Source organism: Paractinoplanes rhizophilus, from assembly GCF_042664765.1.
Lineage (GTDB): Bacteria > Actinomycetota > Actinomycetes > Mycobacteriales > Micromonosporaceae > Actinoplanes > Actinoplanes rhizophilus.
In genome coordinates, this window is sequence record NZ_JBHTBJ010000001.1 from 675,328 (window position 1) to 699,177 (window position 23,850).

General features: G+C 71.8%; 21 protein-coding genes. 6 read left to right on the forward strand and 15 right to left on the reverse strand.

Annotated elements, in window-relative coordinates:
• Position 1: 1 nt before the first annotated feature.
• A complete protein-coding gene (locus ACFQS1_RS03065) occupies positions 2-388 on the reverse strand; it encodes an ATP-binding protein (protein ID WP_378964397.1) in 387 nt (128 codons plus the stop codon).
• 194 nt (positions 389-582) lie between these two features.
• On the opposite strand from ACFQS1_RS03065, the gene ACFQS1_RS03070 reads away from it, so the two are divergent.
• Entirely contained in the window at positions 583-2,613 is a 2,031-nt protein-coding gene (locus ACFQS1_RS03070; RefSeq protein WP_378964399.1) for an acyltransferase family protein, read from the forward strand.
• A 190-nt stretch (positions 2,614-2,803) separates the two neighbouring features.
• Here ACFQS1_RS03070 and ACFQS1_RS03075 read toward each other — a convergent pair whose 3' ends face one another.
• Genes ACFQS1_RS03075 through arfA form a run of 6 tightly spaced genes read right to left on the reverse strand, consistent with a single transcriptional unit; the run spans position 2,804 to position 10,701 of the window.
• Positions 2,804-3,889 carry a glycoside hydrolase family 43 protein gene (locus ACFQS1_RS03075; RefSeq protein ID WP_378964400.1) on the reverse strand — a complete coding sequence of 362 codons (1,086 nt, stop codon included), beginning with the start codon at positions 3,887-3,889 and terminating at the stop codon, positions 2,804-2,806.
• The gene (locus ACFQS1_RS03080) at positions 3,886-6,108 is read right to left on the reverse strand and encodes a glycoside hydrolase family 43 protein (protein ID WP_378964401.1); all 2,223 of its coding nucleotides are present in this window, start codon (positions 6,106-6,108) and stop codon (positions 3,886-3,888) included. The genes ACFQS1_RS03075 and ACFQS1_RS03080 overlap by 4 nt, the downstream gene beginning before the upstream one ends.
• Before the next feature lie 4 nt (positions 6,109-6,112).
• Entirely contained in the window at positions 6,113-6,976 is an 864-nt protein-coding gene (locus ACFQS1_RS03085) for a carbohydrate ABC transporter permease (RefSeq protein ID WP_378964403.1), read from the reverse strand.
• The gene (locus ACFQS1_RS03090) at positions 6,973-7,911 is read right to left on the reverse strand and encodes a carbohydrate ABC transporter permease (RefSeq protein ID WP_378964404.1); all 939 of its coding nucleotides are present in this window, start codon (positions 7,909-7,911) and stop codon (positions 6,973-6,975) included. Before ACFQS1_RS03090 ends, ACFQS1_RS03085 begins: the two co-directional genes overlap by 4 nt.
• A 2-nt stretch (positions 7,912-7,913) precedes the next feature.
• A complete protein-coding gene (locus ACFQS1_RS03095) occupies positions 7,914-9,236 on the reverse strand; it encodes an ABC transporter substrate-binding protein (RefSeq protein WP_378964406.1) in 1,323 nt (440 codons plus the stop codon).
• Between the two features lie 10 nt (positions 9,237-9,246).
• Entirely contained in the window at positions 9,247-10,701 is a 1,455-nt protein-coding gene (gene arfA / locus ACFQS1_RS03100; protein WP_378964407.1) for an arabinosylfuranosidase ArfA, read from the reverse strand.
• An 88-nt stretch (positions 10,702-10,789) separates the two neighbouring features.
• Between arfA and ACFQS1_RS03105 the strand changes: the two genes are divergently transcribed.
• On the forward strand, positions 10,790-11,797 hold the full coding sequence (locus tag ACFQS1_RS03105) for a LacI family DNA-binding transcriptional regulator (RefSeq protein ID WP_378964408.1): 1,008 nt from the start codon (positions 10,790-10,792) through the stop codon (positions 11,795-11,797).
• A gap of 69 nt (positions 11,798-11,866) precedes the next feature.
• On the opposite strand, the gene ACFQS1_RS03110 is transcribed toward ACFQS1_RS03105, so the two are convergent.
• Positions 11,867-13,258 carry an FGGY-family carbohydrate kinase gene (locus ACFQS1_RS03110; RefSeq protein ID WP_378964409.1) on the reverse strand — a complete coding sequence of 464 codons (1,392 nt, stop codon included), beginning with the start codon at positions 13,256-13,258 and terminating at the stop codon, positions 11,867-11,869.
• A 185-nt stretch (positions 13,259-13,443) separates the two neighbouring features.
• On the opposite strand from ACFQS1_RS03110, the gene ACFQS1_RS03115 reads away from it, so the two are divergent.
• Positions 13,444-13,809, forward strand: a complete 366-nt coding sequence (locus ACFQS1_RS03115; RefSeq protein WP_378964410.1) for a hypothetical protein — start codon at positions 13,444-13,446, stop codon at positions 13,807-13,809.
• A 9-nt stretch (positions 13,810-13,818) separates the two neighbouring features.
• On the opposite strand, the gene ACFQS1_RS03120 is transcribed toward ACFQS1_RS03115, so the two are convergent.
• A complete protein-coding gene (locus tag ACFQS1_RS03120; RefSeq protein WP_378964411.1) occupies positions 13,819-14,532 on the reverse strand; it encodes a GAF and ANTAR domain-containing protein in 714 nt (237 codons plus the stop codon).
• A 196-nt stretch (positions 14,533-14,728) separates the two neighbouring features.
• Here ACFQS1_RS03120 and ACFQS1_RS03125 point away from each other — a divergent pair, with 196 nt between their 5' ends.
• Both ACFQS1_RS03125 and ACFQS1_RS03130 read left to right on the forward strand, forming a co-directional pair.
• On the forward strand, positions 14,729-15,853 hold the full coding sequence (locus tag ACFQS1_RS03125) for a sigma-70 family RNA polymerase sigma factor (RefSeq protein WP_378964413.1): 1,125 nt from the start codon (positions 14,729-14,731) through the stop codon (positions 15,851-15,853).
• Positions 15,854-15,954: 101 nt separating this feature from the next.
• A complete protein-coding gene (locus ACFQS1_RS03130; RefSeq protein ID WP_378964414.1) occupies positions 15,955-17,409 on the forward strand; it encodes a peptide MFS transporter in 1,455 nt (484 codons plus the stop codon).
• Between the two features lie 18 nt (positions 17,410-17,427).
• Here the strand turns inward: ACFQS1_RS03130 and ACFQS1_RS03135 are convergent, their stop codons facing one another.
• Entirely contained in the window at positions 17,428-17,856 is a 429-nt protein-coding gene (locus ACFQS1_RS03135) for a universal stress protein (protein ID WP_378964415.1), read from the reverse strand.
• 49 nt (positions 17,857-17,905) lie between these two features.
• On the opposite strand from ACFQS1_RS03135, the gene ACFQS1_RS03140 reads away from it, so the two are divergent.
• The gene (locus ACFQS1_RS03140) at positions 17,906-19,252 is read left to right on the forward strand and encodes an APC family permease (RefSeq protein WP_378964416.1); all 1,347 of its coding nucleotides are present in this window, start codon (positions 17,906-17,908) and stop codon (positions 19,250-19,252) included.
• A gap of 11 nt (positions 19,253-19,263) precedes the next feature.
• On the opposite strand, the gene ACFQS1_RS03145 is transcribed toward ACFQS1_RS03140, so the two are convergent.
• The 5 genes from ACFQS1_RS03145 to ACFQS1_RS03165 are packed head-to-tail and all read right to left on the reverse strand — an operon-like array spanning position 19,264 to position 23,821.
• The gene (locus ACFQS1_RS03145) at positions 19,264-20,256 is read right to left on the reverse strand and encodes a branched-chain amino acid ABC transporter permease (RefSeq protein ID WP_378964418.1); all 993 of its coding nucleotides are present in this window, start codon (positions 20,254-20,256) and stop codon (positions 19,264-19,266) included.
• Positions 20,253-21,119: a branched-chain amino acid ABC transporter permease gene (locus ACFQS1_RS03150; RefSeq protein ID WP_378964419.1), complete on the reverse strand. Its 867-nt coding sequence runs from the start codon at positions 21,117-21,119 to the stop codon at positions 20,253-20,255. Before ACFQS1_RS03150 ends, ACFQS1_RS03145 begins: the two co-directional genes overlap by 4 nt.
• Positions 21,119-21,910 carry an ABC transporter ATP-binding protein gene (locus ACFQS1_RS03155; RefSeq protein WP_378964639.1) on the reverse strand — a complete coding sequence of 264 codons (792 nt, stop codon included), beginning with the start codon at positions 21,908-21,910 and terminating at the stop codon, positions 21,119-21,121. Before ACFQS1_RS03155 ends, ACFQS1_RS03150 begins: the two co-directional genes overlap by 1 nt.
• Complete coding sequence (locus ACFQS1_RS03160) at positions 21,910-22,647, reverse strand: ABC transporter ATP-binding protein (RefSeq protein WP_378964420.1); 738 nt, start codon at positions 22,645-22,647, stop codon at positions 21,910-21,912. The genes ACFQS1_RS03155 and ACFQS1_RS03160 overlap by 1 nt, the downstream gene beginning before the upstream one ends.
• Positions 22,648-22,651: 4 nt before the next feature.
• The gene (locus ACFQS1_RS03165) at positions 22,652-23,821 is read right to left on the reverse strand and encodes a substrate-binding domain-containing protein (protein ID WP_378964421.1); all 1,170 of its coding nucleotides are present in this window, start codon (positions 23,819-23,821) and stop codon (positions 22,652-22,654) included.
• Positions 23,822-23,850: the final 29 nt, after the last annotated feature.

Below are 23,850 nucleotides of genomic sequence, written 5' to 3' on the forward strand. Positions count from 1 at the left end.
GTCACCGACTACCCATCGAGAGCGTCGCCCAGACCACTTTTCCGCCCTCTCCCGCGGGCAGCCATCCCCACCGCGTGGCGATCGCATCCACCAGCATCAGGCCGCGGCCGCGGGGCTCGGTGGGCGACGGGGGCGGTGGCAGCCGCGGCGGCGCCGGGGACCCGTCGCCGAGCGCGAGATGCAGGCCGCGGCCCCGGCGGCTGATTTGCAGCGTCATCAGGGTGCCGGCGTGCTCGACACCGTTGGTGACCAACTCGTCGGCGACCAGGCTGGCCGGGCCGATCAGGTCGGGCAGGTCCCACAGCGCGCAGGCCTCGGTGACCATGTTGCGGGCGTGCCGGGCCGCGCCGGTAGCCGGAAGGAGCTGATCCGTGAGCCTGCGTGACACCTCGTCTCCCTCCGGGTCCGGCGCGGCGCGCGACCGCGACGCCGGGAGCATTCCCACGCGGCGCGGGAGCAAACGGGCGATCCCGCACCGACCGGCGGACGCAGTTGAAATGCGCGACCGCGACGGCGTTCCATGTTTCCGGCCCGGCAGAACGGGGACGTGCCCCGAAACCGTTCGTAGGAAGCGCCGTTCACATGGGTATGCCCGATTCGCACCAGGCCGTCCCGCGGAGGAGCTTCGGCTACAGCCCCGCCCTCGACGGCATCCGCGCGCTGGCGGTCACCGCCGTCGTGCTGTTCCACGCCGGCGTCGGCGGGCTGAGCGGCGGCTTCCTCGGCGTGGACACCTTCTTCGTCCTCTCCGGCTTTCTGATCACTTCCCTGCTGCTGCGGGAGAGGGCGCGGTCCGGGCGGATCCGGTTGCGGCATTTTTGGGTACGGCGGGCCCGCCGCCTCCTGCCGGCGCTGCTGACCGTGCTCGCGGCGACGGTGATCGCCGGGCACTACCTGCTGGACGAGGGCGACCTCGGCCTGCTGCGCACCGACGCCTACGCGGCGCTGGCCTACGTCGCGAACTGGCGGATGATCTTCCGAGGCACCGGCTACGTGGCCGCGACCGCCACCCCGTCGCCGCTGCAGCACACCTGGTCGCTCGGCATCGAAGAGCAGTTCTACCTGCTCTGGCCGCTGCTGGTGGCCGGGCTGCTGGCCTGGCTGGCGGCCCGCCGGGCGCTCGCGACGCTGCTGTGGCTCTGTGTCGGCGGCACGGTGCTGTCGGAGGCGCTGTGCGCCTGGCTGTTCCGGCCGGAGTCCCTGGGCCGCGCCTATTACGGCACCGACACCCGGGCTCAGGCCCTGCTCATCGGCGCCGGCCTCGCCGCCCTGCTCACCGGCCCCGCCCCGGCGTGGCTCAGCCGGGCGTTCGGCCGCTCGCGCCTCGGCGTTCTCGCCGGGGCGGCGCTCGCGGTGACCTTCTGGCTCTGGCACGCGGCCGGCGACCAGGCCGCGTGGATGTACCACGGCGGCCTGACTCTCGCCGCACTAGCCACGGCCGTCGTCATCGCGCACGTGATCGTCCAGCCGGCGGCGCCGCTCGCCCGGGCCTTGGCGCTGCCCCCGCTGGTGTGGCTCGGCCGCATCTCCTACGGCGTCTACCTGTGGCACTGGCCGCTGTTCACCTTTGTCACCGCCGACCTCACCGGCCTGTCCCGCTGGCCCCTGCTCGCGGTCCGGCTGGCGGGCACCCTCGGCGTCGCCGTGCTCAGCTACCACCTCGTCGAACAGCCGATCCGCCGCGGCGTGCTGGCCCGGCGGCTGCCCCGGCCGGCCCCCGCGGCGGTGACCGCGGGCGCCCTCGCCGTGCTGATCGGCGTCGTCGCGCTCGGCACCACTCCCCGCGCAGGCGACGCGACGAGCGGGATCGCCGCCGCTCCGGTGATCGTCTCGGTCCCGGACGCCGAACCGCACGCGGCCGCGCCGATCAGCCGGCCCCAGCGTCCGAAGTCGGCGCCGCCGCACGAGCCCCGGGTGACGTTCTTCGGCGACTCGGTCTCGTGGGTGATCGGCAGCTACCTGCCCGAGCACCCCGGCATGTGGACGAGCGTGCGCGCCATCCAGGGCTGCGGCATCGCCACCCTGCCCGACATCCTTCAGCTGGGCACCCCGCACACCAACTACCCCGGCTGCACGTCCTGGCAGCGGCGCTGGCAACGCGGCGTCGACCAGGACAACCCCGACGTCGCGGTGATCGAGCTCAACCGCTGGGAACTGATGGACCGCCGCTATCAGGGCCGCTATCAGCACGTCGGCGATCCCGCGTACGACGCCTACCTGCAGACGCAACTGGAGACGGCGATCCGCATCGCCGGGTCGCGGGGCGCCGCGGTCGTGCTGCTGACCGCCGCCTACACGCACCGCGCGGAACGGCCCGACGGTGGCCTCTACCCCGAGGACGAGCCCGACCGCGTCGACGCCTGGAACGCGCTGCTGCACGAGGTCGCGGCGCGGCATCCCGCGCAGGTGACCGTCCTCGACCTCAACCCGCTGGTGTGCCCGGACGGCAAGTTCACCTGGCGGATGGACGGCATGAAGGTGCGCAGCGACGGCCTGCACTACACCCCGGCCGCGGTCAAGAAGATCATCGCACCCTGGCTGCTCCCCCGGTTGGCCGCCATCGCCACCGGCGACGCCCCGCCACCGGACCAGCGCGCCCGCCCAGGCGCCTGACCCGCGAACGCCGCCACCCGCGCGGGCAAGATTGATGAGTTGCCGTCCGCCGCCGACACCAACTCACCAAGATCTCGCCGCCAGCCGGGGCGCGCGGGCAAGGATGATGAGTTGGCGCTCGCTTCGAACCGCAGCTCATCAAGATCCGGAAAGGGCGGGCGAGTCAAGATCCGGAGAGGGTGGCGGGGCGTCAGGCGGGCAGGGGCTGGGGATCGGCGGTCGGGCCGTGCACCACCGGCCGGCCGTCGGCCCAGTCGACGCGGTCGAGCCACATCTGGCGTCCGGGGCTGGTGCTGCCGATGGCGTCCGGCGGCCACGCGTGGTAGAGCAGCCAGGTCGTGCCGTCGCCCAGCGTGACCGGGTAGCAGTGCCCCGGACCGGCCGCGGCCGGCGACGAGCGCAGGATCGGGTTCTCCGGCGCGTCGTGGCACGGGCCCATCGGCCCCTCACAGGTGGCGTATCCGACGGCGTACCCGTCGGAGTCGAAGGCCCCGCCGGAGTAGAACAGGTAGAGCTTGCCGTCGTGGCGGAGCATCTCCGGCGCCTCGACCACCGCGCCCTGCCACGGCTTGTCGTTGGTGAGCAGCCGGACCCGGTCGCCGGTGAGCGACAGCCCGTCGGGGGCGAGCCGCTGGGCGTACAGATGCGACGGCACGCCGATGTGGTTGCCGTCGTTCTTCCAGTACAGGTAGAGGGCGCCGTCCTCGTCGCGGAACGGGCTGGCGTCGATCGAGCCGCCCTCCTCGTCCTGGCAGATCAGCGGCGACGGCGACGGGTCGGCGAACGGGCCGCGCGGGTTGTCGGCCACGGCCGCGCCGATGCACTGCCGGTCGGCCTTGTTCCACCGGGCGGTGTAGTAGAGCACGTACTTGCCGGCGGCGGTGCGCACCACCTCGGGCGCCCAGGTGTTGCCGGGCTCCGCCCACGAGCCGACCGACGGCAGCACGTCGCCGGCCTCGGCCCAGTGGCCCAGGTCGGTGCTGGTCAGCAGCGGCACGTTCTGGGACGCGTTGTTGGTGCCGTACGCGAACCAGGTGCCGTCCTCGTGCAGCACGCCGGGATCGGGGAAGTTCTTGGCGTAGACCGGATTCTGGAAGGTCATGGCGGCTCCGGTGGGTGCGGCGGTGGCGTTGTCCGGGCTGGCTCGATCGGAGCTGGCTTGATCGGAGCTGGCTTGATCGGAGCTGGCTTGATCGGGGGCGGCGCCGCAGGCGGCCAGGGCGAGGACGGACCCCGCGATGGCCGCCCGCAGCGACATGCCTGGTAAACGAGTCACGGGCGATGAATCCGGAAGTAGTCGAACTGGGCGGTGACCGGCGGGGCGGCGCCGCCGTGCGCGTCCAGGCCGATGCGCAGCGGAGCGCCGGCCGGGAAGGTCCATACTCCGCCCCGGGTCCAGGTGTGCCCGTCGACGCTCGATGAAGACCGGAGCAGATGCTCCCCGGTGGCCGGGTCGGTCCGGTGCACCAGCCGCAGCCACGTCGTGGTGGCCGGCGTCCCGAGGGTGATCCCGCCGTAGGCGAGCGAGCCCGCGTACGGCAACTCCCGCCCGTACTCGATCTGCCGGGTGTTCCAGATCGCCACCACGTCGAGCCGCGCGAAGTCGTCGTCCCCGGCGTACGCGATCAGCCCGGCCTGCTGGTAGTTGCGCACCTCGTCGACGCCCAGGTCGAGGGTCAGCTTGGTCTCGGCCGTCCAGTTCCCGGCCGGCGGGTCGCGCAGCAGCACCGAGGCGTTGTTGCCGGTGCCGGTCAGGTCGCCCGCCTCGACCGGCCAGTGGAGACTGCCGCCGGAGACGGTGGCCGCGGAGTCCGGCCGGATCCAGCTCCATCCCGGCCCGGGCGCGGTGCCGTTGAACTCGTCCGACCAGGCGAGACGCCCGACGGCCGGGGCCGGCACCGCGTGGGTGACCGGCCGGTAGAGCCGCCGCACGCTGAAGTTGTCGACGTCGCCCCGCCCGACAAATCCGACTTGTGCGGGGTGAGAGCGAACCCTGAACGACAGCGACACGATCGGCCCGCTCTGCCGGGCCTCGGTCAGCTCGGCGATCACGCGGTCACCGCGCACCGACACGGCGAGGTTGTGCCACGTGCCGAAGTCGAGCCCCGGCGGCAAGGGCGCCGACGCAAGGACCCTGCCCCCGGCGCCCGCCGACGCCGACGCCGACGCCGACGCCGACGCCGACGCACCGACGATGGCCGGTGGCGCCGACGCACCGGCGGTGGCCGGCGGCGCCGACGCACCCGTGCTGGCCACCAGTTGCCCGGCGGCGCGGTCGATCGAGACTCGGACGCCGCCGGCGACGAGCCCGAGCGAGGATCCCGCCGGCACCCGCAGATCGGCCTCGACCCGCACGTCACCCGAGGGCGACGGCCGCAGCACGGTCCCGCTGCCGGTTGCGTATCCGTCGGCGACCCGCCATCTGCCGGGCAGCCAGGACGGCGCCCGGTCGAACCGCTCGGCGCCGGTAGCGACCGGTGCCGCCTGCGGCGTGTCGGACGGGCCGGCGCCGGCCCGGACCAGCGGCCAGCCCTTGATCCAGTCGAGGCGGTCGAGCAGCATCGGCCGGCGGTTGACCCCGAACGGCTCGTCCAGATAGGGCGCGTTGCGGTCGATCGCGTGATAGACGAGATAGTCCTGCCCGGACAGGTCGGTGACCAGGCCGTTGTGCCCGGCGCCGATCCACCGGTTGCCGTTCTGGGTCACCACCGGGGTGCCGCCGACCCGGGAGTCGAGCAGCGAGACGCCGCGCGCGTCCACGAACGGCCCGAGCGGCGACCGCGACCGGCCGACCGACACCGAATAGCCCGTCGCCGGGCCCGCGCAGCAGTTCGCCGACGAGGCGAACAGGTAGTACCAGCCGTCGCGGCGGACGACGTACGCGCCCTCGTACTTGTTGTCGAGAGCCACCATCGCCGGCGCGCCCACCGTGCTCAGCCCGTCGGCGGCGAGCCGCACCACCGAGATCCCGCCGTAGTAGCTGCCGAAGTACAGGTAGCGGGTGCCGTCGGCGGCGGTGAGCTCGGCCGGGTCGATCGTGCTCAGGTAACCGCCGCCGCCACCCGGCCGGGGCGCCACCACGGGCGCCGGCTGCTGGGTCCACGGCCCGGCCGGGGCGGACGCGGTGGCCACCCCGATGGCGAAGTCAAAAGTTTCCGGGGAAACGTTTGTGTCGGTCACCGCGTAGTACATGACATAGCGGCCGTCGAGATAGCGAACATCCGGCGCCCAGTAGGACGCGCCCGGGGCCACGTACGGGGCGGCCGGCCCGGACAGCGCCTCCCCCACGTAGGTCCAGTGCGTCAGGTCGGGCGAGCGTGAGATCGGGATCCGCCGGGCCACCCCCGAACCGGAGCGCAGCGGATCGCTTGTCGCGTAGGCGTACCAGAAACCGTCCTGGCCTCTGATCACGGTGGGATCGGCGAAAGTGTCGGCGAAACTGGAAGAGACCGGATTGACCAGCAGACTCAGGAACATCAGCAGGGTACGAAGCATGCGATCATCCCTTCACCCCGGTGTGCGTGACGCTCTGGATGACGTGCCGCTGCGCGATCACGAACAGGATCAGCACCGGCACGCTGGCCACCACCGCGCCCGCCATCGCGATCGGGTAGTTGGTGGTGGCGGCGTTCTGCAGGTTGCCCAGGCCGGCCGGCAGGGTCAGCCGGTCGGCGCTGAACAGCACGTAGATCGGCCAGAGGAAGTCGTTCCAGTTGGTCAGGAACGACAGCACGGTGAGGGTGGCGAGCGCCGGCCGGGCCAGCGGCAGCACGATCCGGGTGAAGATCTGCCACTGGTTGGCGCCCTCGATCAGCGCCGCCTCCTCCAGCTCCATCGGCAGCGACGTGAAGAACTGGCGCAGGAAGAAGACGCCGAACGCGCCGCCGGCCGACGGGACGATCAGCGCCCAGAGCGAGTCGAGCCAGCCGAGCTGGCTGACGATCAGATAGTTGGGGACGAGGAAGAGGAACGGCGGCACGAAAAGAGTGCCGACCACCGTCGCGAAAACCAGCTTGCGGCCGCGGAAACGCATCCGGGCCAGGGCGTACGCGGCCATCGCGTCGACCGCGACGATCAGCGCCGCGTTGGCCGTCGCCGCGATCATGCTGTTGAGGAACCAGCGCAGCACCGGGGTGGCCGAGTTGGTGGTGAGCACCGTCGAGTACGCCTCGGTGGTGAACGGGTTGGGCAGCCAGGACAGCGGCAGCGCGGTGGCGTCGTTGTTGGTCTTGAACGACGTGATCAGCATCCACAGCAGCGGCGCCACGAAAATTATCGTGAGCGCCAGCAGCGTGAGCCAGAAGAAGATCCGGCCCACCGTCCACGGACGGCGCTGGCCGGTCGTCGCCGGGGTGGTGGTCACGAGCCCTCCCGCTGCTGGGTGAGGCGAAGGTTGAGGACGCTGATCGCCAGCAGGAGGACCGCGAGGATGTAGCTCATGGCCGCGGCGATGCCCTGGCGGTTGTTGGAGAAGCCGGTCTGGGCGATGTACATGATCGCCGTGCGGGTCTCGTTGGCCGGCGCGCCGTCGGTCAGCAGGAACGACTGGCCGAACATGTTGGCCGAGGCCAGGATCGTCACGGTGGTCACGAACGCCATGACCGGCCGCAGCCCGGGCAGCGTCACCGCCCGGAACTCGGCCCAGCGCGAGGCGCCGTCCACCCGCGCGGCCTCGTACAGGTCCGGGGAGATCTCCTGGAGGCCGGCCATGTAGATGATGGCGTTGAAGCCGAGCGTCCACCAGACCGTCATGCCGATCAGCGAGATCCAGGCCCACGGCAGGTCGGTGGTCCACGGGATGGCGTGGCCCAGGTAGTAGTTGACCAGGCCGATGTTGGGGTCGAGCACGAACCGGAACAGGATGCCGACCACCGCGACGCCGAGCACGTAGGGCGCGAAGAACACGGCGCGGAAGAACGACCGGCCGGGGAAGACCCGGTTGAGCAGCAACGCCACGCCGAGCGGGCAGATGATCAGGAACGGCACGCTGAACACCGTGAAGATGCCGGTGGCCTCCATGCTCTTCCAGAAGTCGCCGCTGTCGCGGCTACCCGGGGTGAACAGGTCGATGTAGTTCTGCAGCCCGACCCACGGCTTGCCGGGCAGCAGGTAGTTGTAGTCGTGGAAGCTGACCCACAGGCCGAAAATTGCCGGGATCAGCACGAAACCACAAAACAAGATCAAAAACGGCAACAGGAAGAGGTACGGCGTCAGCGGCGCGTACCGCCGCACGCCCGTCCTCCCGCTCGCCCGGCCGGCCCGGCGCGACTGCCGGGCCGGCGCGGTGGTCACGGCCATGATCAGGCCCCGTACTTCTTCTTGTTGTCGGCGAGGATCTTGTTGGCCCGGTTCGCCGACGTGGTGAGCGCGTCCGCCGGGGCCTGCTTGAGCAGCACCGCGCTCTGCACGCCGGTGTAGAGCTCGGCGAGCGCGTCGCCGATACCGGCCACCGACGGCGGGAAGTGGGTGAACTGCACGTCGGCGGCGAACGACTGCAGGTCGGTCAGGGCCTTGAACTCGGCGCTCTGCGCGAGGTCGGTGCGGGCCGGCACCTTGGCGCTCTTGGCCCAGGCCGCCGCCTGCTGGGTGAACCAGTTGATGAAGAACCGGCTGGCGTTGGCCTTGTTGGCGTCGTTGTCCTTCTTGCGCGGCAACACGAACTGGTGGCTGTTGCCCCAGACCCCGCCGGTCGAGCCGATCTTGGGCAGCTGCGCGGTGCCGATCTCGTACGTCTTGAGCGTGGTGACGTCGTTGACCTGCCAGATGCCCTGCCAGTTGAAGACGTTCTTGCCGTTCTTGAGCGCGATGTAGTCGGCGTCCTGGCCCACGTTCTTGGGGCTGTAGCCGTTCTTGACCAGGTCGACCATCCAGGTCAGCGCCTGCACGCCGGCGTCGGAGTTCCAGGTCGCGCTGGTGTTGTCGGAGCTGAACACGTCGCCGCCGAACTGCCAGAGCAGCGACTCGAACTGGAAGCCGCCGGTGAACTGGAACGGCGAGACCCACGAGCCCTGGATGCCCTTGCTCTTCAGGGTCTCCAGCTGGGACATGTACTCGTCCTTGGTGGTCGGCGGCTTCTCCGGATCGAGGCCGGCCTTCTCCATGACCGTCTTGTTGTAATAAAGACCGAGATTGTGTACGTCGATGGGAATGCCGTACCGGGTGCCCTGGTAGACACCCCCGTTCCAGACGGCCGGCGCGAAGTCCGACTCCTTGAGCCCGAGCGCCTTGGCGACGTCCTCGATGGACACGATCACCTGCTGGGCGGCCTGGGTCGGGATGTCGTCGATGTGCATGGCGCCCACGTCCGGGCCGTTCCCGCTCTGCACCGCCGCGGGCAGCTTGGTGAAGAAGTCGGCCCACTGGAACACGTTCATCTTCACCTGGACGTTCGGGTTGGCCTTGTTGAACTGGTCGACCATCGCCTGGGCGGTCTCGCCGTCGCTGCCGGTCCAGCCGTTCCAGAAGCTGATCGTGACGTTCGGGCCGCTGTAGCTGGCGCCGCCGTTGCCGCCGGCCGGCGCGGCCTGCGGGGCCTTGGAGGTGCCGCCGCAGGCGGCGAGGGCGAGCGCGGCGCCGGCGCCGCCGGAGAGGGCAAGGAAGCGACGACGGTTCAAATCGGACATTGGGAATCTCCTAGGCGTCGGATTGGTCGGTGGAGAACTCGAGGACGTTCCAGGAAGCGGGGGGAAGCTCGACGGTGACCTGGCCGGGCCGGGTCGCCCGCTCGCCGTGCAGCAGACGATGGGTGCGCAGTTGCGCGCCGTTGAAACCGCGGAGGTCGAGGTCGAGGGCGATCGGTGCGGTGCGGTCGCGGTTCACGGCGAACAGGACGACCGCGCCGGTCGCGGGGTCGTGGCTGGCCGCCGCCGTGAGCGCGGGCACCGGCCCGTACGCGTCGGTGTTGATCTGATGGGTGACCGGTTCCACCCGCAGCGCGTCGCCCCGCGCGAGGCCGGCCATGTGCGCGAACGGATGGAAGGTGGTCTGCTTGCGGGCCGGGCCGCCGGGCTCGGTGCGGATCGGCGCGATCACGTTGGCGAGCTGCGCCTGGCACGCGATGCCGACCCGGTCGGCGTGCCCGAGCAGGGAGATCAGGTAGGTGCCGACCACCACCGCGTCGATCTCGGAGTAGTCGTCCTCGATCAGGCGCGGCGCCTGCCGCCACTCGAGCGCGGCCTCGCCGTGCCAGTCGCGCTGGTACCAGACGTTCCACTCGTCGAACGAGACCCGCAGGCGCTTGGGGCTGCGCAGCTTGGCCTTGACGTGGTCGGCGGTGGCGACCACCTCGTCGATGAAGGCGTCCATGTCCACCGCGGACGCGAGGAAGCTGTCGGTGTCGCCGTGGTGCTCCTCGTAGTAGGCGTGCATCGAGATGAAGTCGACCTGGTCGTAGCATTGCTCGAGGACGGTCGCCTCCCACGAGCCGAAGGTGGGCATGTGCCGGCCGGAGCTGCCGCACGCGACCAGCTCGATGCCGGGGTCGAGGCGGCGCATGGCCCGGCCGGTCTCGGCGGCGAGCCGGCCGTACTCGTACGCGGTCTTGTGGCCCATCTGCCACGGGCCGTCCGCCTCGTTGCCGAGGCACCAGAGCCCGATCCCGTACGGCTCGGTGTCGCCGTTCTTGATCCGCTGGTCGGAGAGCCGGGTGCCGCCCGGGAAGTTCGCGTACTCCAGCAGCTCGACCGCCTCGGTGAGGCCGCGGGTGCCGAGGTTGACCGCCATCATCGGCTCGGCGCCCAGCCGGCGGACCCAGGCCATGTACTCCCCCAGGCCGAACTGGTTGGTCTCGATCGAGCGCCAGGCCAGGTCGAGCCGGGTGGGCCGGGTCTCGCGCGGCCCGACGCCGTCCTCCCATCGGTAGTTGGAGACGAAGTTGCCGCCCGGGTAGCGCACCACGGTCACGCCCAGCTCACGGGCCAGGTCGAGCACGTCCGTGCGCAGGCCGAGCTCGTCGGCCGCGGGGTGGCCGGGCTCGAAGATGCCGGTGTAGACGCAGCGGCCCATGTGCTCGACGAGCGAGCCGAAGAGCCGGCGGTCGATGGCCCCGATCCGGAAGGCCGGATCCAGGGTGAGCTGTGCGACATTCACGTTGGAGTTTTACAACGTTGTTTACATCGTTGTAAAGAGCCGGACTATGATGCTGCTCGTTCTGATACTTGTCGCGAGGAGGCCACGGGTGGGCGCGAGCATCAAGGACGTCGCCCGGCACGCGGGCGTCTCGGTCAAGACCGTCTCCAACGTGATCAACGATTTCCCGTTCGTCTCGGCGGCCACCCGGGCCAAGGTCCAGCAGTCGCTGGCCGAGCTGGACTACCGGCCCAACCTGTCGGCCCGGCTGCTGCGCGGCGGCCGCACCGGCGTGGTGGCCCTCGCGGTCCCCGAGATCAGCTCGCCGTACTTCGCCGAGCTCGCCGCCCAGTTCGTCCAGCACGCCAAGAGCCACGCCTGGACCGTGCTCATCGACGAGACCCAGGGCGCCCGCGACAGCGAGCGGATCGTCCTCGACGGCATCAAGTCGCACCTGGTCGACGGCCTGATCGTGAGCCCGCTGGCGCTGACCGCGCACGACATCAACGCCCGCCGCGACCGCACCCCGCTGGTGCTGCTCGGCGAGCGGCTCGCGCACGCGCCGGTCGACCACGTCAGCATCGACAACGTCGACGGCGCCCGGGCCGCGACCGCCCACCTGCTCGAGCTCGGCCGCCGCCGGATCGCCGCGATCGGCAGCCAGCCGCACGTCTCCGGCGGCACCGCGGCGCTGCGCCTCAAGGGCTACCGGGCCGCCCTGCGCGCGGCCGGCATCCCGTCCTCCGCCGATCTGATCAGGCCGGCGCCTCGGTACCACCGGGCCGACGGCTATGCCGCGATGACCGCGCTGCTCGACCTGCCGCAGCCGCCTGACGCGGTGTTCTGCTTCAACGACCTGATGGCGATCGGCGCGCTGCGGGCGCTGCACGAGCGCGGCGTCCCGGTGCCGGCCGGCGTCGCGGTGATCGGCTTCGACGGCATCGAGGAGGGCGACTTCCACACGCCGTCGCTGAGCACGATCCGGCCGGACCGGGGCGAGATCGCCCGGCTCGCGCTGTCCCTGCTCGACAACCGGATCACCACGGGCGCCGAGACGCCGCCGCAGGAGGCGTACGCGGGCTTCGAGCTCCTGGTGCGGGAAAGCTCGGCCGGCTGAGCCGCCTGCCGCCGGCCTACCCCTTGCGGCCCTGGGTGGCCACCCCCTCGATGAAGTAGCGCTGGCCGATCACTCCTTCCGGGCCGCGGCGACAAATTGCTCGAACATCGCGTCGTAATCGGCCTCCGCGGGCTTCTCCGGCCGGCCCGGCAGCGGTGTCTCCACGCCGCAGGCCCGCATTGCGGCACCGACCGCGACCGCCTCGGGCTCGGCGATCACCCGTACCGGCGCCGGTAGCACCGCCGCCCGGATCCGCGTCCACACCGGGTTGGCCGCGACCGGACCGCCGAGCAGGTGCACCACCGCCGGCGCCGTCCCGGACAGCCGGACCTGCTCGGCGAGCATCCACCGGGTGTGCAGGCACAAACCCTCGAGCAGCGCCCGGGCCAGCTCGGCCGGCGTGTGCTCGGGGCGTCGCCCGATCACCCGCAGCCGGGCCTCGGGGTCGGGATCGGGCGCCTGCCGGCCGGCCGGATAGGGCAGGACCAGGATGCCCGTCGGCTCCGGGCCGGCCTGATCGAAGCCGGCCTGATCGAAGATCGTGGCGTCCACCTTCTCGTGGGTGAGCCACCAGTCGATCGCCGCGCCCGCGCTCGGTGAACCGGCGACGACGGCCCGGTGCCGGCCACCCACCGTGATCACTGCGCTCATGCCGGCCCGGCCGACCTCGACGGGATCCGGCGCCCCGGCGACCACCGTCATGACGGCCTCCGCGGTGCCCAGCGAGTCGGCCACCTCGCCCGGCCGGCGCACCCCGCAGGCGAAGGCGCCGACGGGGTGGTCGTGCCCGGCGATCACCACGGGCGTCCCGGCCCGCAGCCCCCAGCCCCGACCCCGTACGCGTCCGGCGATCTCGCCCGGCGCCATGACCGCCGGCAGCTGCGCGGGGCCCAGGCCGGCCTCGGCGAGCAGCCCGGCGTCGAAGCCGGCCGGCAACGGCTCGCCCGGGCCCGGCAGCCGATAGGCCATCGTGCGCCCGGCCAGGGTGTGATCGGTGGCCAGCCGGCCGGTGAGCAGGAGGCCGGCCAGGTCGGCCGCGCCCGCCCAGCGGGTCATGGCCACCTCCTGGGCCCGCAGCCAGGACCACTTCGCGAGCGGAGCCTTGGCACTGGGCCGCACCCCGGTCGCGGCGACCAACTGGTCCCGGCCGAGGCGGCGGGCCAGGGCGTCGGCCTCGCCGGCGGCGCGCCGGTCGGTCCAGCGCAGCCATCCGGTCAGCGGCGCGTCGTCGTCGCCGAGCGGGACGCCGGTCTCGGCCATCGAGGCGATCCCCACCGCGTCCGGCGGCGCGGATCCGTCCAGGACGCGTCCGAGCAGGGCGTGCAGGGTGGCGCGAAGATCGCCGGGCTCCGGGGTCGGCGCGCTCGCCGCCGCGCGCACCCGAGGCGCCGCCTCGCCCAGCTCCGCCAGGACGACCTTGGTGTTGGTGGTCCCGAGGTCGATGCCAACGCCGAGCGGCATGGCCCCACCCTAGCGAGGTGCCGGGATCGAGGCCCTGTTCCGCGGTCTGAGCTGGGTGTTCGCCACGCTTTGCTCTGCTCACCCACAGGAAGCGCCCAGGCCAGGCGACCCGGCCCCGCGCCGACGTCCGCGACGGCCGCTACGCCCAGATCGACCCGAAGCGACCGAAGCTGTGCTTACTACCGGTGAGCAGAGCAAAGGCGACGCGGACAAGCGGGGCGAAGCTGCGGCCGGGCAACGCGTGGCGGAGCGGAACCACCACCGCGAAAGATGCCTGGATTGCCGGGCCCGCCGCGGCGGTCGGCCGGGCGCTCGGCGAGATCGGCGAGGGCGCGCGCTTCACGCTTCTCGCCCGCCACGGCGACGACGAGCGGCCCGCCGGGGAGGTGTCGCTGAACCGCGCGCTGCCGCCGGACGCCGACGCGGCGCTGGCCTTCGACCCGGTGGGCAACTCGCGCCCCGAGTTGCACCCGACCGGGCTGGTGCATGGCGTCCGGGCGTTCGCCTACCGGGCCGGCCGCCGGTGGCGCGGCGCCGAGGCGGCTCGATGAACCGCCCGTTCAGGGCGAGGATTCGGGCAGGTTGCCGGTGTCGAGCAGGTACTGCGCCACCTCGGCGACCTTGCGGCGGCGGCTGCGGGCCGCGGCGCGCAGCACGGTGAAGGCCTGCTCGGCGTCCGTGCCCCGTTGGGCCATCAGGTAGCCCACCGCGCGCTCGATCACGATCCGGTAGTCGAGCGCGTACTGCAGCTGGCCGGCCAGCTCGCCGGCCCGGCGCGCGGCCAGGGCGGCGGCGAGGATGGTCTCGGCCAGGTCGGCGTACCGCTGCAGCGCCGACGCCTCGGTGTCGTCCCATTCGTGCGGCCGGTCGAGGAAGACGTCCAGCGTGCCGACCGGCACCCCGCCCAGGCGCACCGGCACGCCCAGCACCGAGACCACCCGGTGCCGCAGGAACGTGTCCCGGATGCGCGGCCACCGCGTCTCGGCCCGCAGGTCGTCAGCGCGGACCACCCGGTTGTGCACGAACGCCGCCACGCACGGTCCCTCGCCCGCGGTGCTCTGCGCCTCCTCCATGATCTTGCTGGGCGCGTTGCTGGCCGCGACGTAGTGCAGGATGTGCTGCTCGTCCGCGACCATCAGCCCGCTGCCGGTCACCCCGAACATGTCGACGGCCGCGTGCACCACCTCGCCGACCGCCTCGGCGACGTCCCCGCGGCCGGCGTTCTCGAGCCGGCGCAGGGTGCCGGCCAGAACCTCCGGGTCGATGTTGGCCACGTCGCCTACCCCCACCCGCCCGGCGGCAGTCGAGAACCGGTGTCCTGATCCGGTGGCATACCGGCCCACTTCCCGGAGCCGCCGGCCGCGAAACCGGAAATTCGGCTCGTTCGACGTTTGACCGTCCGGTTTCCGGCAACATACGGGGCCGGCCAAACCCTCCGCCCTGTGTCCGCGGACAACCGGAGGATTCACCATGTCCGCGCACACCGACACCAGCCGCTGGCAAGATCTGGACGAGCTCGCCGAGCGGTACGCCGCCGAGCTGCGCCGGTGCGAGGGACCGCGTGCCCGCCGCCTGCGCGACGAGACGATCCGGGCGATGCTGCCGATGGCCGACCGCCTGGCCCGCCGCTACCGGTACAGCCCGCAGTCCGCCGAGGATGTCCGTCAGGTGGCCCGCCTCGGCCTGGTCAAGGCGGTCGAGCGGTTCGACCCGGCGCGGGGTTCGTTCACCGCGTACGCGGTCAGCATCATCCTCGGCGAGATCAAGCGGCACTTCCGCGACCACGGCTGGAGCGTGCACGTGCCCCGCCGCCTGCAGGAGCTCGCGCTCGTCGTGGGCCGGGCCCAGGAGGAGCTCGTCCACGAGCTGCACCGTCGGCCGACGGACGCCGAGCTCGCCGATCGATGCGGGATCGACGTCGCGGACGTCCGGGCCGCCCGGGTGTGCGGCGCCGGCCACCAGGCAGCGTCGCTCAACCGGCCGGTCGGTGATGGGTCCGAGGAACTGGGCGACCTCTACGGCGGCGTGGACCCGGGCGCCGAGCTCGTCGCCGACCAGGTCACGCTGGCCGGCCTGCTGGAGCGGCTGCCGGCGCGGGATCGGCGGATCCTCGCCATGCGCTTCCACGGCGACCGGACCCAGTCGGCGATCGCCGACGAGCTGGGCATCTCGCAGATGCACGTGTCCCGGCTGATCAGCCGCGCGCTCGGCTGGCTGCGCGAGGGGCTGCTGAGCGACTCGACCCCGCCGTGGCCCGGCGAGGCCGACCCGGAGACCAGCCCGCTGACCGTGGTCACCCGCCGCCGGCCCGGCGGCCGGTTGTCGATCCGGGTGTTCGGCGAGGTGGACCGGGACAACGCGGACCGGCTGCGTACGGCGGTCCTGGCGGTGATCGCCCACCTGAGTCCGGGCACCTCGATCGTGCTGGACCTCTCCCGCATGCCGATGCTCGACGCGGCGGGGGTCGCCGCCCTGCTGGCCGTGCACGAGGCGGCCCGGGTGCGCGGCGTGCGGGTCCGGGCGGCCGGGCTGCAGCCGATCGTACGGCGGATCGCCGAGATCGCCGGGCTGCGGGCGCTGCTGGCCGAGGACTGACAGCTCGGACGGCGACCCGGCCGCATGGCCACGCCGACCACTCACGGTCGTCGCCGGCAAACCCTGTTCGTATCCCGGGTAACCGGGGTATGCCGACATCCATGTCGGTCGAGGGGAAAGCGCGGGAGAAGACATTCTTCGGGCAGCCGCGGGCGCTGGCCAACCTGTTCGGCGTCGAGCTGTGGGAACGGTTCTCGTTCTACGGCATGCAGGGCATCCTGCTGATCTATCTCTACTACGAGACCTCCCGGGGCGGCCTCGGCATCAGCCAGGACACCGCGGCCAGCATCGTCGGCGCGTACGGCGGCTCGGTCTACCTCGCCACCGTGATCGGAGCCTGGCTGGCCGACCGCCTGCTCGGGCCGGAACGCGTCCTGTTCTACAGCGCGATTCTGGTCATGTGCGGTCACCTCGGCCTGGCGCTGATCCCGGGCCTGGCCGGCGTGACGATCGGGCTGATCCTCATCGCGCTCGGCAGCGGCGGCGTCAAGGCCACCGCGACCACCATCGTCGGCACGCTCTATGCCGAGGGGGATCCGCGGCGCGACGCCGGCTTCTCGCTGTTCTACCTCGGCATCAACGTGGGCGCCTTCCTCGGCCCGTTGCTCACCGGTCTGCTGCAGAAAGATCTGGGATTTCACTACGGCTTCGGCGCGGCGGCGGCCGGCATGGCGGTGGGTCTCATTCAGTACGCCATGAGCCGGCGTTCCCTGCCCGCGCTGGCCCGCGAGGTCGGCAACCCGCTCCCGGCGCGCCGGCGTCCGCTGGTCGCCGTCATCGCGGCCGCCGCGATCGTGCTGATCGCCATCCTGGCCTTCGCCGGCCTGCTCCCGGCCGAGCACCTGTCCACCATCGTGGTCGTCCTCAGCATCGCGGTGGCCGTCGCCTACTTCGCCGTGATCCTGAGCAGCCACCGCGTGAACACCACCGAGCGCCGCCGGGTGATCGCCTTCATCCCCATGTTCATCGCCAGCGCCGCCTTCTGGTCCCTCTACCAGCAGCAGTTCACGGTCGTGACGATCTACTCCGACCAGCGCCTCGACCGCACCTTCCTCGGCTGGACCATGCCGGTGTCCTGGGTCCAGTCCATCAACCCCATCATGATCATCATCCTGTCCGGGGTCTTCGCCGCGATCTGGCTGCGCCTCGGCGACCGCCAGCCGTCCACCCCGGTCAAGTTCGCCCTCGGCACGGCCACCATGGGCGTGGCGTTCCTGCTGTTCCTGCCGTTCGCCGGCACCGGCCCGAACGGCGTGCCGCTGATCGGCCTGGCCGGCATCATCCTGGTCTTCACGATCGCCGAGTTGCTGCTCTCGCCGGTCGGGCTGTCCCTGTCGACCAAGCTGGCGCCGGACGCCTTCCGTACCCAGATGGTGGCGCTGTTCTTCCTGTCGGTGGCGCTCGGCACGGCGCTGTCGGGCACCCTGGCGACCTACTACAGCGAGGATCACGAGGTCGCGTACTTCGGCATCCTCGGGGCGATCGCCATCGTGCTGGGGGTTCTGCTGTGGCTGATCCGCAAGCCTCTCGAGCGCCTGATGGGCGGCGTCCGGTGACCGGCGCGCGATCACCCGCTACGACGCGCCGCCCGGGTGGTGCGGATGCGTGATCACCAGGACCGGGCGCGCGGACCGTTTGATCAAGGTGAGCGGGACGCTGCCGAGCAGCCGCGCCGCGACCGCCGGCCGGTTGCTCGACCCGACGACGATCAGGTCGGCCTGATGGCGCTCGGCAAACTCCAGAATGGCCGGCACCGGGCGCCCCGGCAGGACCGCCGTCCCGGCCTCGACACCGGCGTCCAGGAGTTGCCGGGCCATCCGCTCGATCGCGCCGCGCGCCTTGTCGTCGAACACCGAACGGGGAACGGCGGCCAGCCGCTCCAACTCGACCTCGTCCGCCGCGACGACCGTGACGTCGCCGCCGGTCTGCCGGACGAGGCTGGTCACGGCGGCGACGAGCCACGGCTGATCGGCATCGGGTTTCGCGGCGACGACGATGCGCATGTCACGCAGTATTACCGTACGGCTGCGTTCCGTCGATAGGCTCACGACCATGGCAGACTCGGTGACCCAGTCGGAGCCCTCCCTCAAGCGGGTCATGGGCCCGGGCCTGTTGTTGCTGTTCGTCGTCGGCGACATCCTCGGCACCGGCGTCTACGCGCTGACCGGCCGGGTGGCCAACGAGGTCGGCGGCGCGGTGTGGCTGCCGTTCCTCATCGCGTTCGTCGTCGCGCTGCTGACCGCGTGCAGCTATCTGGAGCTGGTCACGAAATATCCGCGCGCGGCCGGCGCGGCGCTGTACACGCACAAGGCTTTCGGCCTGCACTTCCTGACTTTCCTGGTGACTTTCGCGGTGATGTGCTCGGGCCTCACGTCGGCGTCCAGCGCGTCGAAGGCTTTCGCGCAGAACTTCGCCGAGGCGTTCGACCTTTCGCTCAGCGAGGGCGTCGGGCTGACCGCCGTGGCGATCGGCTTCATGACCCTCGTCGCCCTCGTCAACTTTCGCGGCGTCGGCGAAAGCGTGAAGCTCAACGTGGTGCTCACCCTGGTCGAGTTGTCCGGCTTGCTCATCGTGATCTGCATCGGCGCGTGGGCGCTGGGCGGCGGCCACGGGGACCTCTCCCGGCTCGCCGACTTCAAGGGGGCCGAGGGCGGGAGCCCGTTCTTCGCGGTGACCGCCGCGACCGCGCTGGCGTTCTTCGCGATGGTGGGCTTCGAGGACTCGGTGAACATGGCCGAGGAGACGAAGGACCCGGTGCGCATCTTCCCGAAGGTGATGCTGACCGGCCTGTGCATCACCGGGCTCATCTACGTTCTCGTGTCCATCTCCTCGGTCGCCCTGGTCGCGCCCGAGGAACTGGGCGAGGGCGACGCGCCGCTGCTCAAGGTGGTGGAGGCGGGCGCGGCAAGCTTTCCGTTGTGGATTTTCGCGTTCATCACGATGTTCGCGGTCGCCAACTCGGCCCTGATCAACATGCTGATGGCCAGCCGCCTGCTCTACGGGATGGCGAACGAGCGGGTGCTGCCGAAGGTCCTCGGCCGGGTGCATCGCGCCCGGCGTACCCCGTGGGTGGGCATCGTCTTCACCACGGTGATCGCTTTCGGCCTGATCTGGTTCGCCGACCTGACCGCGCTCGGCGGCACCACCTCGCTGCTGCTGCTCTGCGTCTTCACGGTCGTCAACATCGCCGTCCTGGTGCTGCGGCGCGACCGGGTCGAACACCGGCATTTCCACGCGCCGACCGCGATTCCGGTGCTGGGCGCCGTCGTCTGCGCCTACCTGGCGAGCCCGCTCTCCGGCCGATCCGTCGACGACTACCGGGTGGGCGGCATCCTCCTGCTGATCGGCATCGTGCTCTGGGGCGTCACGTTCCTGCACGGGCGCGCGACCGCCCGCTGACCGACGTCCGTTCACTTCGACGCCGCCGCCTTGAGGGACCGCAACGAATAGCCGGTCAGGCCGCCCGGGAGGAAGGCGACCGCGAGCACGAACAGCGCCCCCAGCACGAACAGCGGCTGACCCAGCGGGCCGGGCAGCGAGCCGCCCACGTGGGTCAGCCGCTGGTCCAGGTAGGCGTAGAGGATGCCGCCGAGCACCGCGCCCCACCGGGTGCCGGCGCCGCCGAGGACGGCCATCACGATCAGCGACAGGGTCAGGTCGGTCGACGCCAGGTGCGGTGTCGCGCCGCCGACCACCAGCACGTAGACGGCCCCACCCAGCGCCGCCAGGGCGGCGGCCAGGACGAACGTCGCCAGCTTTATCCGGTACGGCGACAGGCCCAGCACCGCGATCCGGCGCTCGTCGTCGCGCAGGCCGGTCAGCACCCGCCCGAGCGGCGCCCGGCGGATGCCGTGCACCACCACGATCACCAGGACCAGGAACGCCAGCGCCAGCCAATACAGGTTCACCGTATTGACCACCCCGACGAGCCCCGGCGGCAGGGCGGCCGAGTCGAGCGGCAGCCCCTCCTCTCCCCCGGTGCGGCCGCCCGGGTCCCGGTTCACGACGATCCAGCCCACCTGGGCGAAGGCCAGCGTCACCATGGCCAGCGCGATCCCGCCGACCCGCAGCGCCACCGCGCCGAGCAGGGCGGCGGCCACCGCGGCCAGGAGAACCGCGAGCAGCATCGCGGTCCACAGCGGCACGTGTTCGAGCAGGATGCCGGTCCCGTAGGCGCCGAGCGCGATGAACAGCGCATGCCCGAACGAGAGCAGCCCGGCGTGTCCGAACAGCAGGTCATAGCCGAGCGCCAGCCCGCCGAAGACCAGGCAGACGCCGAGCAGCTGCAGCGTCCCGGGCGAGTTCAACGGCCCGTCGAAGAGGACCGGCACGTCCAGTGTCGACCACGGCACGGCGATCGCCACGACCAGCGCGACGAGCGGAAACAGCCGGGTGAGCCTCATGCGGTGGTGACCTTTCCGGCCAGGCCGCCCGGGCGGAGCAGCAGGACGATGGCGAGCAGCGCGACCACGCTCACGTCGCCGGCGCCGGACGTGCCGTAGTAGTTGACGAACTGCTGGAGCACGCCGACGACCACGGCCGCGACCGCCGAGCCGGTGATCGAGCCGAGGCCGCCGATCACCACCACGATGAAGGCGAAGATGAGCAGTCCGGCGCCCTGCGACGGGGAGACCGAGCCGAAGTACATGCCGCCGAGCACGCCGGCCGTGCCGGCGAGCGCGCCGCCGAGCGTGAAGACCAAAGTGAACGCGGCCCGCACGTCGATGCCGAGCGCGCTGACCATCGCCCGGTTCTCCACGCCGGCCCGGATGATCAGGCCGTACCGGGTCCAGCGGAGGAACGCGAGCAGGCCGGCGAGCACGAGCGCCGCGGCGGCGATCAGCAGGAAACGGTCGTTGGGGACCTCGGCGCCGAGCAGCGAGGTGGTGTCGGTGGTCCAGGCGGGGCGTGGGTAGGTGCGCGGGTCGGCGCCCCAGACCGACTGCAGCAGGGCGACGCCGGCGAGGGACAGGCCGACGGTGGCCAGCACCTGCTCGGTGGGCCGGCGGTAGAGCGGGCGAATCACGATCAGCTCGACGAGCGCGCCGGTGACGGCGCCGGCGGCGATGCCGACGGGTACGGCGACGGCCAGGCCCCACTGCTGCGCGGCCTGCCACGCGGCGTAGGCGCCGACGGACAGGAACAGGCCGTGCGCGAAGTTGAGCACCCCGGCCAGCCCGAACACCAGCGACAGGCCGGAGGCGATGAGGAAGTAGAGCGCGGCCAGGCCGAGCCCGGTGAGCGTCAAGAGGACGACGGTCGACATCAGGCCCGCCTCCCGGCCGCATCGGTCGAGGACCCCGCGTCTCCCGAGCCAACCGTTTCTCCAGAGGAAGCCGCGTTCGCCGGGCGGGCCGGATGACGCGAGGCGGTCGATCCGACGCCGAGCAGGTCGCGGGTCAGGGCAGGGTCGCCGAGCAGTTCGGCGGCCGGTCCGTGCCAGGCGACCCGGCCGGCGGCGAGCACCACCGCGTCCCGGGCGAGCCGGCGGACGACGGCGAGGTTCTGCTCGACCAGCAGCATCGGCACCCGGTCGGCCATCCGGGCCAGTGCCTGGGTCACCGCGGTGACGACGGCGGGAGCAAGGCCCTTGGTGGGCTCGTCGATCAGCAGCAGGCGCTGCGGGTTGAGCAGCACGCGGGCCAGCGCGAGCATCTGCTGCTGGCCGCCGGAGAGCGTGCCGGCGCGTTGCGCGGCTCGTTGCCGCAGCTCCGGGAACAGTTCGTGAACCGTACGGAAATCGGGGTTCTTGTCGCGGACCGCCAAGCGCAAGTTTTCCGCGACCGTGAGTCCCGCGAAGACGCAGCGGTCCTCGGGCACGTAGCCGAGCCCGGCGCGCACCAGGCGGTGGGTCGGTCGGCCCAGTGCGGGGGCGCCGTCGAACTCGATCGATCCGGTGGCCGGCACCTCGCCGAGAATCGCGCGCAACGTCGTGGTCTTGCCGACGCCGTTGCGGCCGAGCAGGGCGGTGACCCCGGTGGGCGGCACGGTGAAGCTGACGCCCTGCAGGATGTGTGAACCGCCGAGCCGCACGGAGAGCTCGTTGACCTCCAGCATCACAGGGCCTCCCCGACGTACGCCTCTTGCACCGTCGCGTCGGCCATGATGGCGGCGGGCGAGTCGCAGGCCAGCAGGGTGCCGTGGTGCATCACGGCGACCCGGTCGGCCAGGTCGAGCACGACGTCCATGTGGTGCTCGACCATCAGCACACCGCGGTCCTCGCCGGTCAGCCCGCGGATCACCTCGGCGAGGGCCGGCACGTCCTCGGCACTGACCCCGGCCATCGGCTCGTCGAGCAGCAGCATCTTCGGCGCGGAGGCGAGCAGCAGGGCGATCTCCAGCTTTCGCTTCTCGCCATGCGAAAGTTCCCCCGCTTGTTTCGCGGGCGCCAGCGAAACTCGCTCGAGGATTTCGCCGGCCGCGGCCTCGACGGCGCGGTCGGACCGCCGCCGCCACGGCCGCATGCTGCCGCCGCGCGCCGCCTGGACGGCGAGCGCGACGTTCTCGGTCACGCTGAGCGAGGCGAAGACGGCCGAGGTCTGGAAGGTCCGGCCGAGGCCGAGCCGCGCCCGGCGGTACGGGGCGAGCCGGGTCACGTCCGCGCCGCCGAGCAGCACCCGGCCTCCGCTCGGCCGGCAGAGGCCGCTGACCACGTTGAACAGCGAGGTCTTGCCGGCGCCGTTGGGACCGATCAGCGCGACGAGCTCGCCGGGGGCGACGCGCAGCGTGACGTCGCCGATGATCGGTACGGCGCCGGCGTGCCAGGAGACGTGCTCGACGGCGAGGGCGTCCACCCGGTCAGCCCTTCATGGCGGCGGCGGGCGGCGCGGCGTCGTCGGGGCTGACCGTCTTGGTGAGGGTGGCCGTGTCGGCGCTGGTGAGCTTGGCCTGGAACATCGGCTGGAGCAGGGCGTGGTCCTCCGCGCGGACGGTGAGCTTGCCCTTCACCGAGTCGAAGCTGTAGCCCTCGAGCGCGCCGACCATCTTGTCCACGTCGTCGCCGCTCGCCTCCAGGGCGTGCACCATCATCTGGGCCGCCGCGAATCCGTCGGGATGGAACAGGTCCGTCTTACCGCCCGGCACCGCCTTGGCCAGGGCCTGCTCGGCCGGGTTGTCGGTGGCGCCGTCGAAGTAGTGGGCCAGCAGATGCAGCCGCGTGGCGCCGGCGCCGAAGGTCGGCCAGGTGGCGCGAATGTCCAGCCCGGTGACGACCGTGGTGGAGGCGAGCACGCCCTGCTGGTCGAGCGCCTGCCACATGGCGCTGGCGGTGGTTCCCGCCCACGCCACGAAGAGCAGATCGGCCGCGGCCGCCTTGGCCTGGCTCGCGAACGGGGTGAAGTCGGTGGCGGTGGCCGGCACCGCGATGCTGTCGACGGTGGCGGCGGTGCCGATGACCGCCTTCACCGCCTCCACGTTGGACTTGCCGAACGCCGAGTCGGGCGCGAAGACCAGCACCTTCTTGCCGTCGCCGAGGTACGCCTTGGCCGTCTGCACGTCCTGATAGGACTGCCGGCCCGACCGGAACGTGTATTTGTTGAGCCCGGTGAGCGCGTCGGTCGCGGCCGGGCCCGAGACGAAGAGCACCTTGTTGGTCGCGGCCAGCGGCGCCACCTGCGTCGCCACGCCGGAGGCGGTCGAGCCGCCCAGCACCTTGTATCCCTTGCCGATCAGATCCTTCGCGGCCGCCACCGCCTTGGCCGGGTCACCCGCGTCGTCGGCGTAGGTGACCTCGACGGTCCGGTCGCCGATCTTGCCGGTGTCGTGGGTGGCGTACGCGAGACCGGCCTTGAAGCCCTCCGCGTACTGCTGGCCGTAACTGGCGAGCGGACCCGTCTGCGAGTAGACGATGCCCACCCGCAGCGGGCCGTCGCCGTCGCCGCCGGCCGCCTGTTGCGGGCTGCCACAGCCCGCGACGACAAGGATGGCCGCCAGTGCGGCCGCTCGCCGGGATGTCGCCGATCCACTCATCGGACGCCTTTCGTTGCATCGACGTTTCG